At 62.1% G+C, this 17510-nt stretch carries 13 protein-coding genes and 2 pseudogenes; 4 read left to right on the top strand and 11 right to left on the bottom strand.

Annotation, left to right across the window (positions count from 1 at the left end):
• Window positions 1-126: 126 nt before the first annotated feature.
• The 3 genes and pseudogenes from LOY26_RS12470 to LOY26_RS12460 all read left to right on the top strand — a co-directional run bounded on the left by LOY26_RS12470 (window position 127) and on the right by LOY26_RS12460 (window position 5173).
• A pseudogene (locus LOY26_RS12470) lies at window positions 127-1454 on the top strand (MFS transporter).
• A gap of 151 nt (window positions 1455-1605) precedes the next feature.
• Window positions 1606-3126: an FAD-dependent oxidoreductase gene (locus LOY26_RS12465; RefSeq protein WP_258714831.1), complete on the top strand. Its 1521-nt coding sequence runs from the start codon at window positions 1606-1608 to the stop codon at window positions 3124-3126.
• Between the two features lie 139 nt (window positions 3127-3265).
• Window positions 3266-5173: a sigma-54-dependent Fis family transcriptional regulator gene (locus tag LOY26_RS12460; protein WP_258714830.1), complete on the top strand. Its 1908-nt coding sequence runs from the start codon at window positions 3266-3268 to the stop codon at window positions 5171-5173.
• Window positions 5174-5213: 40 nt separating this feature from the next.
• Here the strand turns inward: LOY26_RS12460 and LOY26_RS12455 are convergent, their stop codons facing one another.
• From LOY26_RS12455 to LOY26_RS12430, 6 genes and pseudogenes are all read right to left on the bottom strand, one after another.
• A complete protein-coding gene (locus LOY26_RS12455; protein WP_186652996.1) occupies window positions 5214-5486 on the bottom strand; it encodes a DUF3077 domain-containing protein in 273 nt (90 codons plus the stop codon).
• A gap of 4 nt (window positions 5487-5490) precedes the next feature.
• Window positions 5491-5759 (bottom strand): annotated as a pseudogene (locus tag LOY26_RS12450) (hypothetical protein).
• Window positions 5760-6361: 602 nt separating this feature from the next.
• On the bottom strand, window positions 6362-6760 hold the full coding sequence (locus LOY26_RS12445) for a hypothetical protein (protein WP_186652991.1): 399 nt from the start codon (window positions 6758-6760) through the stop codon (window positions 6362-6364).
• Window positions 6753-8150, bottom strand: coding sequence for a PAAR domain-containing protein (locus LOY26_RS12440; RefSeq protein WP_258714829.1), 1398 nt, complete (start codon window positions 8148-8150; stop codon window positions 6753-6755). The genes LOY26_RS12445 and LOY26_RS12440 overlap by 8 nt, the downstream gene beginning before the upstream one ends.
• Before the next feature lie 318 nt (window positions 8151-8468).
• Entirely contained in the window at window positions 8469-9902 is a 1434-nt protein-coding gene (gene aldA / locus LOY26_RS12435) for an aldehyde dehydrogenase (RefSeq protein ID WP_258714828.1), read from the bottom strand.
• 6 nt (window positions 9903-9908) lie between these two features.
• Window positions 9909-12089: a PQQ-dependent dehydrogenase, methanol/ethanol family gene (locus tag LOY26_RS12430; protein ID WP_186664571.1), complete on the bottom strand. Its 2181-nt coding sequence runs from the start codon at window positions 12087-12089 to the stop codon at window positions 9909-9911.
• 276 nt (window positions 12090-12365) lie between these two features.
• Here LOY26_RS12430 and LOY26_RS12425 point away from each other — a divergent pair, with 276 nt between their 5' ends.
• Window positions 12366-13376: an aldo/keto reductase gene (locus LOY26_RS12425; protein ID WP_258714827.1), complete on the top strand. Its 1011-nt coding sequence runs from the start codon at window positions 12366-12368 to the stop codon at window positions 13374-13376.
• A 54-nt stretch (window positions 13377-13430) separates the two neighbouring features.
• Here the strand turns inward: LOY26_RS12425 and LOY26_RS12420 are convergent, their stop codons facing one another.
• From LOY26_RS12420 to LOY26_RS12400, 5 genes are all read right to left on the bottom strand, one after another.
• Window positions 13431-13655: a hypothetical protein gene (locus LOY26_RS12420; protein ID WP_186652983.1), complete on the bottom strand. Its 225-nt coding sequence runs from the start codon at window positions 13653-13655 to the stop codon at window positions 13431-13433.
• Between the two features lie 309 nt (window positions 13656-13964).
• Entirely contained in the window at window positions 13965-14177 is a 213-nt protein-coding gene (locus tag LOY26_RS12415; protein ID WP_003179963.1) for a cold-shock protein, read from the bottom strand.
• A gap of 190 nt (window positions 14178-14367) precedes the next feature.
• A complete protein-coding gene (locus tag LOY26_RS12410) occupies window positions 14368-15060 on the bottom strand; it encodes a conjugal transfer protein TraX (protein ID WP_258714826.1) in 693 nt (230 codons plus the stop codon).
• A 3-nt stretch (window positions 15061-15063) separates the two neighbouring features.
• Window positions 15064-16140, bottom strand: coding sequence for a metal-dependent hydrolase (locus LOY26_RS12405; RefSeq protein WP_186664575.1), 1077 nt, complete (start codon window positions 16138-16140; stop codon window positions 15064-15066).
• Window positions 16141-16244: 104 nt separating this feature from the next.
• Window positions 16245-17495, bottom strand: coding sequence for an OprD family porin (locus LOY26_RS12400; protein WP_186664577.1), 1251 nt, complete (start codon window positions 17493-17495; stop codon window positions 16245-16247).
• Window positions 17496-17510 lie beyond the last annotated feature (15 nt).

Here is a 17510-nt window from a genome sequence, read left to right as displayed (position 1 = left end):
ACAGCAGCCCTGGCCAAGCGCTGTGCAAAAGCACAAAGACAGGCACACCGCAGGCCCGCCAGACTCGTCAGGGCGAGCGCCGGAACAGGCGACGCGGTGACAACCATAACAACAGAGAACCCGATCATGGCACACAGCCCCGCCCCTGACCAAGGCACGGACACCACCCGTAACGCGCTGTACCGGCGCATCACCCTGCGGCTGATTCCGTTCATTTTCATCTGCTACCTGTTCAACTACCTGGACCGCGTCAACGTCGGCTTCGCCAAGCTGCAGATGCTCGACGCCCTGAACTTCAGCGAAACCGTTTACGGCCTCGGCGCCGGTATCTTTTTCATCGGCTACGTGCTCTGCGGCCTGCCAAGTAACCTGGCACTCAACCGCTTCGGCCCACGGCGCTGGATCGCGTTGATGATGATCGCCTGGGGCAGCCTCTCGACCTGCCTGCTGTTCGTCACCACACCCACCGAGTTCTACACGTTGCGCCTGCTGACTGGCGCCGCCGAAGCCGGCTTCTTCCCAGGCGTGGTGCTGTACCTCTCGCGCTGGTTCCCGGCCGACCGTCGTGGCCGGATCATGGCCCTGTTCATGTCGGCGATCCCGGTGTCGGGGCTGCTGGGCGGGCCGTTCTCCGGCTGGATCCTCGAACATTTCGCCGCCGGCCAGCATGGCCTTGCCGGCTGGCAATGGATGTTCCTGATCCAGGGCGTGCCCACCGTCATCCTGGGTTTCCTGGCCATCCGCCTGCTCAGCGACGGCTACCAGAAAGCCACGTGGCTGAGCCCGGCCGAGCGCCAACTGATCGAGGCCGACCTCAAGGCCGACGCCGCCAGCAAACCCGCCACCAGCGGTGACAGCGTGCTCGCAGTGCTGACCAACCCGCTGATCTGGACATTCGGTTTCGTTTACTTCTGTATCCAGAGCGGTGTGTACGCGATCAACTTCTGGCTACCGTCGATCATCAAGAGCATGGGCTTCGACAACCCTTGCTGATTGGCTGGCTGAGCGCCATTCCGTACTTGCTGGCCGGGGTGTTCATGATTGTCTGCGGGCGCTCGGCCGACCTGCGCAACGAGCGCCGCTGGCACCTTGTAGTGCCCATGCTGATGGGCGCCATCGGCTTGCTGATCGCCGTGAACTTCGCCGGCAACCCGCCGATTGCCATCCTCGGCCTGTCGATCGCCACCATGGGCGCGCTCACCGGCCTGCCAATGTTCTGGCCAATGCCCACCGCGCTGCTCAGCGCCGGTGCGGCCGTGGCCGGGCTGGCGGTGATCAACTCGGTGGGGCAGATGGCGGGCTTCCTCAGCCCGTACCTGGTCGGTTTCATCAAGGACCAGACCGGGTCGACCGATGCCGCGCTGTATTCGTTGGCGGCATTGATCGTGGTGGGTAGCCTGGTGGCCTTGCGGGTAACGCGCGCTGGCGCGCTGGCCACGGTAAAGTCCACCTAAAACACCTGCAATGCGCCACAGCCCGTGTGGGAGCCGGCAAACCCGCCCCACACGGTGCTTCAGAATAATAATGCCCCGATCGTCGGCTCAGGTCAGCATCTCAACGGCACAGGCGTCAAATGGTTCCAAAGGCCCCCTTTGGAGAAGCCTCATGACCCAGCACACCGTGGCCCGCCTCGATCAGCTCGACCCCCACCGCCCTCTGCGTGTGCAGGCCGGCAACGAAGAACTCATCCTCATCCGCCAGGGCGATCTGGTGCAGGCCTACCAGGCCAACTGCCCCCATGCCGGCGCCCCGCTGGAAGAAGGCGTGATCTGCGCAGGCTTGCTGGTCTGCCCGTGGCACAAAGCGGCGTTTGCCGTGGACGAAGGCGCGGTGTGCGAACCGCCGGCACTGGCCGACCTGCGCCGCTACCGGGCGTGGGTCAAGGACGGTGAAGTCTGGGTCGATGACCAGCCGCTGCCAAAGGCCGAGCCACCACGCCACAGTGACGCGCGCTGCTTCGTCGTCATCGGTGCCGGGGCCGCAGGCTCGGCGGCGGTGGCCACGCTGCTGGCCCATGGCTTCGGCGGGCGTCTGGTCTGGCTTGACCATGAACGCCAGCCCGCCTACGACCGCACTGCGCTGAGCAAATTCGTCATCGCTGGGGAGATGCCGCCCGATGAAGTCCCGGCGCTACTGGAGGCTGGCCAGTTGCGCGCGGGCCAGTTGGAGCGGTGCTTGGGCAAGGTGCGCACACTGGACGTGAAAAAGCGCCAAATCACCCTCAGCGACGGCCACCGCATCGACTATGACGCCGCCTTGCTGGCCACTGGCGGCAAACCGCAACGCCCCGACCTGCCCGGTGTCGATCTGGCAGGGGTCATGACCCTGCGTTCACGCGAAGATGCAGCACGCCTGCTGGATGCCGCCGAGCCGGGGCAGCCTGTAGTGATCGTCGGCGACGGGTTCATTGGCCTGGAGGCGGCCTCGGCCTTGCGCAAGTATGGCGCGCAGGTGCATGTGGTCAGCCGCCACGCGGTGCCCTTGAGCAAACAGTTAGGGGAGCGTATCGGGCGCAGCATACGCGCGCTGCATGAGCGCAAGGGCGTGGTGTTCCACGGCCCGACCGAGGTCGAGCGCTTTCTCGGTGAAGAACGGGTCGACGCCGTGCTGCTGGCCAATGGCGAGAAGCTGATGACGTCGTTGGTGTTGCTGGGTACCGGCGTCGCACCGGCCACTGCGTTCGTGCAGGGCGTGGAACTGGCCGAGGATCGTTCGTTGCGGGTCGACGCCGAGCTGCATGCCGCCGACCGCCTATGGGCCGCCGGCGACATCGCCACCTTCCCCCTCGCTGGCCGCCCGGTGCGCATCGAACACTGGCGCCTGGCCCAGCAGCATGGGGTAATTGCCGCAGCCAACATGCTGGGCGAGCAGCGTCGTTACGCGGATGTGCCGTTTTTCTGGACCTATCAGCATGGGCGCACCTATGAAGTGCTGGGGCATGCTCGGGACTGGGACCGAATCGAGTTCGTCGGCGAGCCGGAGAAAGGTGACTTCATTGCCTTGCAGTGTGTCGGGGAGCAGGTTGAAGCGGTGGTGGCCAAGGGGTATTCGGATGCCATGGCGCAGCTGTCGCAGCGGATGAAGCGGCCGCTGGGTCTGGATGAGGCACTCAAGCTGATCGGCTGAAACACGCCTGCTTTTTTGCTTGGGTTCTTCGGGGGGCGCTCGATATCCGCCCCCTGCAAAGCTAAAGACAAGCAACTCCCAAACCCAAAATCAGCTATGGTTTCCCCAACTCAAATAACAAGAACTTGGTAGAGCGCCCATGGCCAAACCCCGCGCCAGTGAACTGGCCGCCTTCGTCGACTGCCACTTTGCCGAACGTGGCCTGACGCCAGAACCGGTGATCGCTGAATCCTGGTACCGCAGCATCAATCAGCACCACCTGGACCCCGCCCTGCGCCACGTCGACAACATCCTCAGCGCCGCTGAAATCCGCCAGCACCAAGCCCAGCACGAGGCCTACCTGGCCATCGCCAGCCAGGGCGTCAGTGGCCTGGCCAAGCGCGTGGTGGACGCCGGTTTCGCCGTGCTGCTCAGTGACGCCGACGGCATCACGCTGGCTGCGCGCCTGCCCGCCGACCCACAGCGCTACACCCGTTCCGGGCTGATCGTCGGCGCGCGGTGGGACGAGTCGATTGCTGGCACCAACGGCATCGGCACCGCCTTGGCCTCTGAGCAGGCACTGACCATCCATCGTCAGGAGCACTTCCTTGCGGCCAATGCGCGGCTCAGTTGCTCGGTATCACCGATCTTCGATGCCCACAACCAACTGCTCGGCTGCCTCAACGCGACCTGCCTGTACAACGACGGCCCCAAGCAAGCCCAGCACCTGACCTTGCAGCTGGTGACCCTGTACGCCCGGTTGATCGAGAACAGCCATTTCCGCCAGCGCTACCGCGACCGCCTGACCTTGGCCATCAAACCACGCGACGACTTCTGCGACCTGGCCGCAGAGCAACTGCTGGCACTGGACGAAAGCGGCCGGGTAATCGGCGCCAATCGGGCAGCGTTCCTGGCGCATACCGGCAAGCTGTTGGGCGTGGCCATCGAGCAACTGCTGCCTGCCACCATCGACCAGTTGCTGGACCTGACGCGCGGCGGTGCACGTGGCACTCAACTGCGCGGTCATGAACAAGCGCACCTGCTGGATGTGGGCCTGCGCGTACCGGCCGGTTACCGCCAAGCGCCTTCTGCGCGGCCCGCGCCCACCCACACTGCACACCCCACGCTCGAGCAACTGGCAGGCCAGGACACACAGCTGCAACAAGGCGTGAAACGCCTGCGCAAGGTGCTGGACCGAGACATCGCGATTCTTCTGAACGGCGAAACCGGCACCGGCAAAGAGGCGTTCGCCCGTGCCTTGCACCAGGCTAGCCAGCGCCATGCCAAACCGTTCGTGGCGCTCAACTGTGCGGCGATACCCGAATCACTGATCGAAAGCGAACTGTTTGGCTACCGCGCCGGCAGCTTCACCGGGGCCAATCGCAAAGGCATGAAGGGCAAGCTGGAGCAGGCCAATGGCGGCACGCTGTTCCTCGACGAGATCGGCGACATGCCGGCGCACCTGCAAACGCGCCTGCTGCGGGTGCTTGCCGAGCGCGAGCTGGTGCCGCTGGGTGCCGAAGCGCCGGTAGCACTGGACCTCCAGGTGATTTCGGCAACCCACCAGGACCTGCAGGCAATGATCGGCGACAGGCGCTTTCGCGAAGACCTCTACTACCGGTTGTGCGGGATGCGCATGACGTTGCCGGCACTGCGTGAACGCAGTGACCGGCGCGCATTGATCGAAGGGTTGTTGGCAGGGCTGCCGGGGGGCGCTGGCATGCGCCTGAGCGATGAAGCGTGGCGCTGCTTGCTCGGGCACGCCTGGCCGGGGAACGTGCGGCAGTTGCTCAATGCGTTGCGTCAGGCCGTCGCGCTGGCCGAAGGTGGGCTGATCGAAGTGGCTGACCTGCCGGAGGTAGTGGCCGACCCTGCAGCGCCTGCGCGGCCAAAGGTGCTAGAGCAGCAAGTCGAGGCTGCCGAGGCGCGGCATTTGCTGGAGGTGTTGAAGCGAGAGCGCTGGAACATGAGCGCAGCGGCAGAGGCCGCGGGGGTTTCGCGGTCAACGCTGTATCGCAAGATGAAGCGATACGGCATCGTCCAGCCCAACCAGTTGGGCTGCCTGTAGCTGCCCCTTCGCGGGTGCAGCCGCGAAGAGGCCAGCAAGATCAATGCAACCGGTTCTTGGCTAGCTCGATATCATCCATCAACGCCTTGGCCAGGACACTCAGATAGTCAGCTGCGCCTAGTAGCTTGTGGTCATCGTCCATATCGCCTTCGCGCACCAGGTGCTTGATGTAGCCCAGCAGCACCGACACCTGCTCGTAGGCAACATCGATCGGGATGCCAGGCTGCACACGCAGCAAATTCAACGCTGGGTTGCCCACATCAAGGAAGGTTGCCAGGCCAGCGGTGGTGAGGGGCTTGGGTTCGTCAGCCATGGTCTCACTCCTCGGCCTGCTGGCCATAGAGACGGCTGTGGACATGCTCCACCAGCGAGTGGGCGATCTCGCTGGCATGCATGGCATTGCTCAGCATGTTCAGGCCAGGTTCGCCGACGTGGCCGCGGCAGTGCTCGTCGATGGTTTCGATGACACCGCGTAGCAGCTCACTCGCGTGGGCCAAGGCGTCGGGTGGGTACATGTCGGCTTGGACGGTGAAGAATGGGTGTTGATCGGTTTGCGGCGGGGTGGGTCAGGGACAATTTTTTTCATGATCGATCTCACAGTTCGTTATCGAGATCTACCATCTCAACCTTCTCACGGGGTGAGGGTGGCAGCGGTACGCGGGGTGAGAAACCGGTGAACCATGCAAAGCCCGGCCAGGCCGAGGCCTGCCCGCGCACAGCTGCCATAGCAGTGCTGCTGCATGAAATTCGAAGCGGGTTCTCACACCCGGCCACCCGGTTAAGGCGGCCCGAAAACGTTATCCCTGAGAGGTTTCCCCGACAACAGCGATACTTCAGCAGCCCGCGTAGGATAATTCCCAAGCAGGCCAATCCTGAAGTATTTAGATTCAAGTTCAGAAATGTCGTACAGCCCCATGGCATTGGCTACCGGCCAAATGAACAGCCCCCCGATAATGAAAGGCGCAAGCCAAAAGCCATTTTCAAACCAAGGGGCACCGTTAAAAAAACAATCATAGTAATCCTCGTACGCCAGTTCCCCGAACCTCTCCCCAATCCCGGTCAACTTGATAACCTCAGAGTCCGTCAACAATCGCAGTCATGGCCGGCCAGTGCTTCGCTCGGGTCGAAAGTACCGTCGCTTAGCATCCACTTGCGGAAGCAGGCGCAGCGCGGGCGATTGAGGGGGCATTACAATCTACCAAGTTCAATCAAGGTTCCACCCGTAACGATCCCAGCCCAGCCGGCAAGAGTACACCAGAACGAGATCTGTAAGCGCCGCTTCAGATAGGCTGGGCAACGTCGATAATCGTCGGCATTCAACCACCCTTGGCGAATACCCAGATTGGGCCATACAACTGCCAACGTAAAACGATTGACCACCATCGATCTTGTTCTTATAGAGAGGGTGCTCCAGTATTTAAGATCCTCAACCAACCCCTTACTATTCTTGAACGTAGAGCAAAGTATTTTGAAATGACGAGAACCTGCAATGTAAAGGCCAATGCCAACGCCCACGACACTCAAGATTAAAGGCACTAGTCCTAACACGATTTTTACACCAGCGGGAAGGCTTGAGAGGTCAATCATGAAGTACCTCATAGGTCCATTCGATCATCCCCTCACCTATTTTTTCTCCTGTTTTACTACCTAAGTAAGAGCCACTTCCGATCGCCACAATACCGCAAACAGCCTTTCCATATACACCAAAGGAACAGACAGCCGCCGCTGCGACAGAACCAACCTTACCACCTGCCGCTCCACCGAGTAATCCCCCTGCAAAACTCCCCGTTTCAGTAAATCGAATTTTCTTACACGCTTCGGTTTCGCCAGCCCGACATGCTGCTTGAACGTTCAAGTAAGATGCCCCCGCACCAAGCCCAATCGCCGCAAACCCACCATACTTCAAATAATTCGACATCTTGGCCACCTCGTCCAAGTGGGTCGCATATCCGGGTATCTGGCCCGGCACGCCTGCCTTGGTCCAATGATGCACCAGGCTTTTGGTGGAGATACCCAGGTCGCGGCGGAGCGTGTCGTAACTGCCGAGGTTCAATGTCTTGTTCAGAAAACCTACGCGCAACTGGGCGCTCAGTTGCTCATAAAGCCCCCTGCGCTTGGCGAAGAACTCCGCACTGTTCAAGTGGCCATGCAAAACAAACTGCTGTTGGTGCAAAGCCTCAATGCCCTTCAACGTGTCCTTGACCTGCCCCAGTCCACGCTCAAGCATGTCCTTGCCCACCCCCATCGACTGGCTGGCGCCATTGAGCACCCCGGCAATCTCACCGATGTGCTTCATCATGAAGTTAGCTTCTTCACGGGAGAGAATCGACAGGGACTCCCTCGTCTTTTCGGCCACCATGATCAGTTCGTTTTCCAGCGCGCTGCAGGCATGCCCACTGCTTGGGCTGCCCAGCACAAATATCTCGCCCGCCTTGAAACCATCTGGGAAGGTAGGATTCAAGCGCTGCAATAACGCCACTGGCAAAGGGCTGTGCGTCGCGCCAAGGCTCTGAAGCACCTGCTCGAACGACATGCTGCTTTGCACAATATGGAAGCCAGGCTCAAGTATCGATAATGAGCCGACGGGAGATGCGTTGTACACTTGAGCAGGACTCTGCCCTGATGAAGGCGCCGAATGGCTGACGGCAGAGGCAGGCGATGCAGCCTGAGCAGGACGGCTGCTAGCCCGGTGCATGGCTGACTGCGCGATGACCCGGTTGCTGCCGTTTGGGCAATCACACTTGACCAGCGCCCCATCGACAACAGCCGGTTTACCTCCGATGACGAAAGCATTCACCCCTTCTACAATGACACCGACCTTCTTGCAGTTCGGGCACTCGGTCGTGGCATCGCCCAGGCGCAGCGCACGTCGGTTGTCCCCCCGGTAGTTCGTACTGCTGGCAATGCAGACTGCGCCTGTGGTGGTGATATCGCCATCCAGCGCTTGCCCTTTTCCATGTATCGATATGCGCGTCATGAATAGCCTCCGGCCGTAGAAAGCTGGAAGCTAACACTGGAAAAACATGCAAAAGCCTGGGCCTGCGAAAATCAGAATTACCCTACAAGCAGCGTGCAGGTACTGCCCCATACGCCATTGATCAATCTGCTACTGAGCAGGAAAGCACGCACACAGGTAAAACACCTGTTCCGCGAATGGCCGTGCACGGTGCCTGGCACCGGCTTCGCCGGTGTTCGCGGGGCAAGCCCGCTCCCACAGCGTCTCGCTAAATCGATGAGTTAGCAGTTGTTCAGTGGGAGCGGGCTTGCCCCGCGAAGAGGCCAGCAAAGCCACCCTCTACCCTTGGATGTACACCACCTGCGTGCGCATGTACTCATACAAGCCGTGCTTGCCATCCGCCCCGCCGACCCCGGACTTGCGCGCCCCGGCGTGGAAGCCCTGCATGGCCTCGAAGTTCTCGCGGTTGATGTAGGTCTCGCCAAAGTCGATCTCGCGGCAGGCCTTCAGCGCCGCATTCAGGTCGCGGGTGTAAAGCGAAGACGTCAACCCGTATTCGCTGTCGTTGGCCAAGGCAATCGCCTCGTCCAGGTCATCGACCACCTGGATCGGCAACACCGGCCCGAAGATTTCCTTGCGCATGATCTCCATGTCCGACGCACAGCCCGCAAGCACAGTCGGCTGGTAATGGAACCCGGCACCCAGGTCGGCCACCTGCCCGCCGGTTACCAGTTGGGCGCCCTGCCCGACCGCCGTACGCACCATCTGCGCCACCTTGTCGAGCCCGGCCTGGTTGATCAGCGGCCCCATGTCCAGGTCGGCACGGCTCGACGGGTCGCCATAACGGGTGGCCGCCATGGCCTGGGCCACCTTGTCGACGAAGGCGTCGGCCACCTGGCGCTCCACGTACACCCGCTCGGCGCAGTTGCACACTTGGCCTGTATTGATCACCCGCGAGGCGACGATGGCATTCACCGCCAGGTCCAAGTCGGCGTCCGCCAGCACGATCGCCGGGGCCTTGCCGCCCAGTTCAAGGTTGAGCTTGGTGATGTTCGGCGCCGCCGCAGCCATGATCCGTGCGCCGGTGGCGACGCTACCGGTAAAGCTTACAAGGTCGATACCGGCATGGCTGGACAGCCCATGGCCGACGCTCGCCCCCTTGCCGCCGACCACGTTGAACACACCCGCTGGCAGGTCGGCCTCGGCCACCAACTTCGCGAACTCATAGCAATTGATCGGCGTTTCCTCACTGGGTTTGATTACGATGGTGTTCCCCGCCAACAACGCCGGGGCCATCTTGCGGGCGATCAAAAAGAACGGGAAGTTCCACGGCAAGATCCCAGCCACCACACCCAAGGGTTTGCGCATCAGGAAGATGTGCTCATTGGCGCGGTCGCTGGTCAGCACCTCGCCTTCCAGGCGTCGCGCCCATTCAGCCATGTAGTCGAGGTAGTCGGCCGTGAAGTTGACCTCGACCTGCGCCAGCCCCTGCACCTTGCCGCCTTCCAGGGTGATGATGCGCGCCAGGCGTTCGGCATTGGCGCGTACCTTTGTCGCGATCTGGCGCAGATACCCGGCGCGCTCGATGGCAGGCTTGGCCGCCCAGCCTTTTTGCGCTTGACGCGCTGCGGCAATGGCCCGCTCCACGTGCTCCACCGGCGACTCCGGGACACGCCCCAGCAGCTGTGCGTTGGCCGGGTTGTACACCTCGATCAGTTGCTCGCAGGGCAGGAAGGCATTGTCGATGTAGTTCTGGTAGATCGTTGCAGTCATGGTCATTCACTCCTGTGGGTGGTTGTCGGCCAGTGGCGACTGGGCAGCCGGCTTGGCGCTGAACTGCTGCCAGGTACTGCCCTCGCGCTTGAGGTCATGGGCACGCTTGATGAGGTACTGGTGCACCTGTTCCACCTGCTCGGGCTTGAGGTTGTCGGCAAACGACGGCATGCCATCGGGCACGCGGCCGCCATAGAGGATGCCGAGGAACATCTGGTGTTTTTCCGCGCTGAGCTTGCGCAGGTCAGGCAGTACGCCGCCGCTGACGGCATGAATGCCATGGCACTGCGAACAGTTGCCGTCGTACAGGGCAGCACCGGCGGCCACTGCGTTGGCATCAGCGGTCAGGGGTGGCGGTTCGGGCGCGTTGGCGGGCGGTGCCGGCTCACGCAACGTGGCATTACCGCCAAGCTTGTAGGTCAGCACCTGGGAGAAAGGCTGTACCCCGGCGCGCAGCGACAGTGCCCCGGCAAACGTCGAGAATGCCCCGCCCCAACCGGCCATGAAGGTGACGTACTGCTCGCCATCGACCGAATAGCTGATCGGTGCCGCCATCACGCCACTGGCGGCCGGTGACTCCCAGAGTTTCTTGCCGGTGTCGGCGGCGTAGGCGATCACCCGGCCATCGGCGCTGCCTTCGAACACCAGGTTGCCGGCGGTGCTCAAGGTGCCACCGTTGAAGATAGTGATGTAGGGCACTTCCCAGGCGGGCGCCTGTTTAACCGGGTCCCAGGCGATCAGCTTGCCGGACCAGGTCTTGGCCATCTCCAGCAGGCCTTCGGCACCCTCGGGCATCATGCCGGTGCGTAGACCCAGCTGGTACACGCTTTTGAACGGGTTGCGCTTGGGTGCGTCGGGAATGTGCTCGTAGTAGGCCGACATGATATGCGCCGGGATGTACACCAGCCCCGTGTTCGGGTTGTACGACATCGGGTGCCAATCATGAGCGCCCCAGAATGCCGGGGTCACCAGCTTGCGCTTGCCGTCCTTCCAGTAGGCCGCCGCCTCGTCGTCGAGGATGGGCCGCCCGGTCTTCATGTCGATGCCCTTGGCCCAGTTCACCGGCACGATGTTCTTGGCCGACAGCAGCTCGCCAGTGGCGCGGTCCAGCACATAGAAAAAGCCATTCTTGGGTGCCTGCATCAGCACCTTGCGTTGCTTGCCGTTGATCGGCAGCTCGGCAAGGATCATGTGCTGGGTGGCGGTGAAGTCCCAGGCATCGCCCGGGGTGGTCTGGTAGTGCCAGGCGTATTCGCCCGTGTCGGCATTGACCGCGACGATCGACGACAGGAACAGGTTGTCGCCTTTGGCCTGGCTGCGCCATTTCGGGTCCCACATCGAGCCATTGCCGACGCCGATGTACAGCAGGTTCAACTCCGGGTCGTAGGCGAACGAGTCCCAGGCCGTGCCGCCACCGCCCCACTCGACGAAGGCATCGCCGTGCCAGGTCTTGCTGGCGATTTCCATGGCCTTGTCTTCCGGCGGCAGCTTGGGGTCACCTGGCACGGTGAAGAAGCGCCAGGCCTGCTTGCCGGTTTCGGCGTCATAGGCCGTTACATAGCCGCGCACGCCATACTCCGCCCCACCATTGCCGATGATGACCTTGCCGTTGACCACCCGCGGCGCGCCGGTGATGGTGTAGCTGCGTTTATGGTCGCTGCGGGTGTCCACCGACCAGACCCGCTTGCCGGTCTTGGCATCGATCGCCTCCAGGCGCCCGTCCAGTACGCCGACGTAAACCTTGCCCTGCCACACCGCCACGCCTCGGTTTACCGCATCGCAGCAGGCCTCTCCGGCACGGTTTCGATCCGACTGCGGGTCGTATTTCCAGAGCAGTTTGCCGTTGCGGGCATCCAGCGCGTACACCACCGAAAACGGGCCCGTGGTGTACATCACCCCATCGACCACAATGGGCGTGGCCTCCACGCCACGGTCCAGGTCGAGTTTGTAGCTCCAGGCCAGGCCTAGCTGATTGACGTTGTCCTGGTTGATGGCTTTGAGGGGGCTGAAGCGTTGTTCATCATAGGTGCGGCCGTGGCTCATCCAGTTGCCGGGTTCCTGGTCGGCGGCGATGATGCGTTTGCCATCGACGTCGGCGGCATAGGCAGGTGCGCAGCAGGCCAAGGCTAGGGCCAGGCAGCCCAAGGCGTGCGGGAAGGGCCGGCGGTGCGGGCCTGTTCGGTTCATGGTGGCTTCTCCGTTCTTGTTATGGCGACGCCATGGCAGGCGCCTGCAACAGATAGAGCAACGGTTGTGCCAGCGCCGCCCGGCAGCTTCGAAACAGCCATGCCAGAGGGGTTTGAGCACAAAGGGCCAGCGCCTGACCACAGGCTGTGGCTGCAGCAGCCATGGCACAGCTGATGCAGCCATGGCACAGGTGTGTCAGCCCTTGCTGCTGGCTTTCAATGCCGCCTGGTTCTGTGTAAAACAGGCACATCAGCCCACTGCAAAGGACTTACCCGCATGATCTACCGTCCCCTCGGCCAAAGTGGCCTGCAGGTTTCCGCCCTTACCTTGGGCAGCATGATGTTCGGCGAGCAGACCAGCACCGAAGACGCCCTGCGGATCATCGAAAAAGCCTGGGATCAGGGCATCAACTTCATCGACACCGCCGATGTCTACAACGCCGGGCGCTCGGAAGAAATTGTCGGCGAAGCCGTGGCACGTCATCGCCAGGACTGGATCGTCGCCTCCAAGGTTGGTTTTGGCCCCGCCGACGGCCTGCCCAACCGCAGCGGGTTGTCGCGTAAACATGTGTTCAATGCCATCGATGCCACGTTGACGCGCATGGACCTGGACTACCTGGACATCTACTACCTGCACCGCGAGGACCACAAGGTGCCGCTGGAGGAGACCGTGCAGGCCATCGGCGACCTGCTGCGCCAGGGCAAGATCCGCTACTGGGGCGTGTCCAACTTCCGCGGCTGGCGTATTGCCGAAATCTGCAACCTGGCCGAGCGCCTGGGCGTGGCCAAGCCGGTGGTGAGCCAGCCGCTGTACAACATCGTCAACCGCCAGGCAGAGCCCGAGCAACTGACCGCAGCGGCCTACCATGGCCTGGGCGTGGTGCCGTTCAGCCCCTTGGCCCGCGGCGTGCTCAGCGGCAAGTACGCACCTGGCTCGGTACCGGATGCCGGTAGCCGTGCAGGGCGCCAGGACAAGCGCATCATGGAAGTGGAGTGGCGCCAGGAGTCACTGGCCATTGCTCGCCAGATCCAGGCATACGTCGAGGCCAAGGGCGTGGGTATCGTGGAATTTGCGATTGCCTGGGTGCTCAACAACCAACAGGTCAGTTCGGCGATTGTCGGGCCCCGCACCGAAGCGCAATGGGACACCTATGCCGGGGCACTGGAGATGAAGATCACGGGAGAGGATGAAGCGTTCATCGATTCGCTGGTGACGCCGGGGCATGCATCTACCCCAGGTTTCAATGATGTGGCGCACTTTGTCAGCGGGCGACTGGCGCGCAGTTGAAGGCAGATCGGCAAGGGGCTATGAAGCCCCTTGGCCAGCCATCGAGCAGTTAATCTAGTTCAAGGGTGGCTCGTCTTCGATGACGATGTTCACCGCATAGAACAGCCCATCTTCCCGCTGCTCGATTTCATAACTGACGTGCTGACCCTCGCGGATGATCGGGGCACCTTGGCCGCCGTCCCCCATCAGAAACACAACCTCGCCAACCCCCGGTGCTACAAACTGGGGATCAACCTGTGCTAACGACATTGCGGTCAGCGACTGCGCTTTTTGGGGCATGAACAGCACCTCCTGTTGTGTTTGAATGGTCACTGTTATCAGCAGCCTGGAGCAAACTATTCACCGATCACTGTAAATAATCGCCCATCGGCAAGCAGACGGCTACTAGCATTATTACCAGGTAATCTCTGTTGATCGGGCGACCACTGCTACTGTCCAGCCAAAACGAAAAAAGCCCCATATCTTTCGATACGGAGCTTTTTTTACACGTTACACAATTGCCAGGCTTCACATCGTTCGATCAAGTACCTCGGTCAACCCGCAAGGTTGCGGGTGCCTGTTCGAACGTTGAGCCGGCTGGTACGTGTCTTACTCAGGACGCACTTGGGCGGCCTGCATGCCTTTTTGCCCTTTTTCGGCAACGAAGCTGACAGTCTGGCCTTCTTTCAGCGACTTGAAGCCGTCCGATTCAATGGCTTTGAAATGAACGAAGAGATCGTCGCCACCGCCCTGTGGGGTGATGAAGCCGAAGCCTTTTTCATCGTTGAACCATTTAACTGTACCGGTTTGTCTGTTGGACATGCTCTGAGCCCTCGATGGCTGTTTTGATGCGTTTTCCGTGAAATTTACAACGAGGGCCATGTCAAACAACAAGCCCCTGCAAGCCACATACTGAGCGCTTTGTCGGCGAGAAGCTACTAACAATTTTACCAGTATCGAAAATAGCTGAATCCTGTACCCGAATTCACCGGCAAAATGCCCGTGTACCCCTTCAAATAAGCGCGTTGATCACCAGCAAATGCACCGGGTAGAACAGGTACCCCCAGCGCCCCACCGCAGGCACGCGCCACTCATCACGACGTAATAGCAAACAGCCGAACGGCACCGCCAGGGCAGCGGCGGCCAAGGTCAGCAGGGTGAACGGCGCGAGCGGATGTTCGCGCAACCAGCCGTTGGTCAGGTTGCCCGCCATCGCCAGCAGGCACGGCAGCAGCCACGTCAGCGCGCCCAGGCGGCGGGCCATGAGCCAGGCGGCCGGCAACAGCACGCCGGCCAGGCCGTACATCAGGCGTTCACTGAACAGGGCCGCAGCCGCCAGGGCTACCAGGCCAAGTACCCGTGCTGCCACCTGATGCTGCTGCACGCCCAAAGCTACCAGGAGCCCAAGGGCCAGCGTCGGCATCACACTGAACGTCTGCGAACCGCTGTCCAGCCAACGGTAGGGCCATTCGGACACTACTGAAAACACCAGCATCGCGCCCAGGTAACGCAGGTTGACGCCGGTTGACGGCGCCCCCCCGTGCCGGCGCCCGAGATTGACGGCGATAGCCAGGCAAAACAGCGGGAAGGCCAACCTGCCAAGGATGAACAAACCTTCGGCACGCGGCCATATGAAGCGCAGGTGGTCGGCGACCATGGTCACGATCGCCACCCACTTGACCAGGTCCAGCCCTGCCGAGCGCATCCCCTAGTGCCCGCGCTGTGCCGCCGTCGGCGCCAGGTAGCGGGAGGTCCAGGCAGCCAGCGGCAGGGGCGGTTGCTGGTCGACGATGCGCCGCCAGATCAAGGCCAGGTCATGGCTGTTGAACATCGACGCTACCCCTGCCCCCTGCCATGCCGTGGGGGTATCGGCAACCCAGTGCCCCTGGCTGTCGCGGTGGGCCATGTTGAAACGGAAGGTGTAGTTGCCTGGGATCCCCATGCGCAGGTCGGTCACCACCAGCGCGCCGTCGACCTCGTCGTAACGCAGCCAGTCATCGGTGAACCAGCGCAGGCGTTGATGCAGTGGCGCAGCGGCAAGCGCCGAAGCCAGTTCAAGGTTGCGGGGCAGGCGCTGCATTTCCGGCGGATGTTGATCGAGCCAACTGCTGACACCTTCGTAGTACGCGCCCTCCGGGGTCTTGGCCAGCACGCGCCAGATCAGGCTGTTGAAGGCGATAGGCACGGCGCGTACGTCACTGGCCGTGATGCCTTGGTGGTCCAGGGCTGCCTGAAAACGCTGCTCCGCCTGCATCCGCCCGGCCAGGCCAAAGCCCAGGTAGGCGGTACTGAAGACCAGTGCCAAGGTCATCAGCCTCACGGCCTTGCCCGTCACCCCCTTGGCAAGGGTGTAGACAACTGCGGCCAGCAGCGGCACGGTATAGACCGGGTCGATGATGAATACCGCCGCCCAGCTTTGCGGGGTAACCGACAGCGGCCAGAACAGTTGCGTGCCATACACGGTAAAGGCATCGAGCACCGGGTGGGTGACCAGCACCAGCCAGAACGCCAGGAACAGCCGCGGCAATGTGTAGCCCTTGCCCGGCCAGTACCTGTTGACGCACCAGGCCAGCAACAGCGCCAGAGCGGTGAGGACGAACAGGGAGTGGGAGAAGCCCCGGTGGTAGGTCATCTGCGAGACCGGGTCGGCGTAGCGGATGATCACGTCCAGGTCAGGCAGGGTGCCCAGCGCGGCGCCATACAGCAGCGAACGGCGGCCCTGGATGCGGCCGAGCACAGTGCCCTGCAGGGCGGCGCCGAGTACGGCTTGGGTCAATGAGTCCAAGGGGGAGTTCCTGTGTGGATGACCCAGGAAAACTACCCCCCTCAAGCCCTGCGGTGCAAATGCGGTTCAGTGACAAAAGGTGGCAACAGCCGGGCGATGGGTATTCACAGCAACTGCCAGGTGTACACCAGGATCAGGCGGTTCTCATCGATATCACTGCGGTAGTTGGAGCGGGCCATGGCATTGCGCAGCCGGATCCCCAACCCTTTCAGCAGCCCGCTCTGCACCGCATAGCCGATATCCAGGTCCCGCTCGCGGTCACGGCCCTCGTAGCCCAGCCCGGTATCGACATTGTTGCCGGTGATATAACGCACCCCTGCCGTCAACCCGGGTACGCCCATGGCGGCGAAATTGTAGTCGTAGCGCAGCTGATAGGAGCGCTCGTCGGTATACGCGAACTCGTAGGTAGGGACCTCGTTGCCCAACGGTGAGATGTTGGCGAATACCCGGGGGAACGGGCTGTCGCCGTAGATGCCCTGGTACCCCACATGCACGCTGTGCCCACCCTGCCGGGCGGTGAACAGCGAGAAGAAGGCCTGGTTGTCGATGGTGCCGAGCAGTGCGTCGCCGTCTTCGCGGGCGGTGAAGTACCCCAGGTTGGCACTCAGCACCCAGTCCCCCACGGGTTTGCTGTGCTTGAAGCCGACAAAACCTTGTTCGTAGATGTCTTCCAGTTGCCCGTACCACAGGCTGACACTGCTCTGGTTCGCATTGAACGCGTAGTCGCCGCCGACATAGTTGAACGCATCGCTTTGTGCCTGGCGCATCGGCACATGGCCGAGCATGGCGTTCATCTTGCCGTCGCCGCCTTCGTTGCGCAGGTGCGTTGACCGCAAATGCCCGCCCTGCAGGGTCAGGCCTTGCAGCTCGGACGTGCTCAGGCTCACCCCCTGGTAAGTCGGAGGTAACAGGCGGATATCGCTGAAGGTCAGCACCGGCAAGTTGGGTTGCAGCTCGCCAACACGCAGCTCGGTCTTCGACAGCCTGGCCTTGAACGTCGGAGCCAGGCGGCTGTACTCGTCTGCGGCACGGCCATCGCCATGCACCGGCAGCAGGCCGGTATTGACCCGGTCAGGGCTGCTGTCGAGCTTGATGCCCAACAGGCCCAGGGCATCCACGCCAAAGCCGACCGTGCCGGGGGTGTACCCCGACTTGAAGTCGAGAATGAAGCCCTGGGCCCACTCCTCGGCCTTGGACTGCTGATTGGCCCCGACGATGTCCGAGAAGTCACGGCTGAAGTAGTAATTACGGGCGCTGAGGCTGGCTTTCGAATCCTCGAAGAAGCCGCCATCAGCGGCCAGCGCAGGTTGGCTGAGCAAGGTCAGGCCGATGGCAACGCAAGGGGTGTGGTTCATTCCGAAGCTCTCTTG

Source organism: Pseudomonas sp. B21-047 (assembly GCF_024748775.1).
GTDB classification, from domain to species: domain Bacteria; phylum Pseudomonadota; class Gammaproteobacteria; order Pseudomonadales; family Pseudomonadaceae; genus Aquipseudomonas; species Aquipseudomonas capeferrum.
This window is presented reverse-complemented; position numbering and strand designations above follow the sequence as displayed.